The following is a 1,254-nucleotide window of genomic DNA, read 5'->3' as shown; positions in this document are numbered from 1 at the left end:
GGTGCTAAAGAGATGCCGCGAGCGGAATTCCTCGCTCTATTTGCTGAGCTTAGTGTGCAAGATAGCGGCTTTGAGCGCTTCGCGGATCTTAAAGTTCCGCACGGAGCGCAGCATTGAGCCAAAGCTTGAAATGCGGCAGCACGAAAAACGCGCAGAATTTAGAATTTTAAAGAAATAAGATGTGGCAAAGAGATAAAAGCTCCTCGGTTGGTATGATTATCGTGATGTTTATATTCGTGCCAGCGGCGCTTTTTGTATTTTTGGCGATTTTATATTTTTGGGGCAGTACTGAGCGCAAGCTACCGCGCCTAGATGTCAATGAAACCAACAGCGCGATCCGTGGCGCGATAATCGCAAAAGATAATTATGTCGCGGCAAATTCCGTCAAACTCTATAAAGTTAGCGTCGATGCGCGAAGCATCGATAAAAACAAGCTTGATCTTTTCGTGCGGCTTTATTGCATCTATACGGGCGATAGCGAAAAGCGCGTCAAAAGCGCGATCGAGGGCTCTGGCGGCACGACCGTGCTGTCGTATAAAATCGACGCCAAAACCGCCGTGCATCTAAAAGAGCTTGCGTATAAGCTAAATTTAAAAAAGGTCTTTGTCAGCTTCATAGGCTCAAACGGCAGGTTAAATCCGCCTATCCGCATGAGCGTGACCGAAAGCGGCGAGAAGCGCAGCTACAATGTCGGCGATTCGCTCACTCCGTTAATCGGCTATATCAATAAAAAAGAGGTTGATGGTATCACCAAGGTTAGCGGAATTAAGGGGATCGAGAAGTACTATGAGTATTATCTAGCGCCGGTTAGAGATGAGTTTATCGTGGGTCCGCGCGATATCGGCGGCAACATCATTCTAGAGCGCAGCAGCAAAAAAACGGGAAGGATCGACGGCTATAACGTCCGCCTAAGCGTGCCGCTAACGCTGCAAAGAAAGATAGAGCGCCTAAGCGATGAGGGCGCTGATAATTACGATGCGCGAGAAATCGTGGTAGGCATTATGAACTCTAAAACGGGCAAAATTTTATCTCTTGCGACCAATGCTCGCTATGATCCCTCAAACATCACAAAAAATGATCTTAAGAATTTAAATTTTACCGCGAGCGAATACGCATACGAGGTGGGCTCGATTATGAAGCCGATAATTTTCGCAATTGCCTACGACGCTAAAGCTGTCAAACCGGGCGAGATCATCAATACCTATAACGGCAGCTATAAGCTTGGTACTCGCACGATCCGCGACACGCACCCTG

1 protein-coding gene is annotated in these 1,254 nt (G+C 47.4%); it reads left to right on the top strand.

Annotated elements, in window-relative coordinates; genetic code table 11:
* Positions 1-179 precede the first annotated feature (179 nt).
* Positions 180-1,254, top strand: a 1,075-nt coding sequence (locus tag Q0238_RS07085) for a penicillin-binding transpeptidase domain-containing protein (RefSeq protein WP_297943151.1), incomplete at its 3' end; no start/stop codon positions are given.

The organism is uncultured Campylobacter sp. (assembly GCF_938045775.1).
GTDB lineage: Bacteria > Campylobacterota > Campylobacteria > Campylobacterales > Campylobacteraceae > Campylobacter_B.
The sequence above is the reverse complement of the archived record's forward strand: the minus strand, read 5'-3'. Positions and strand labels throughout refer to the sequence as shown.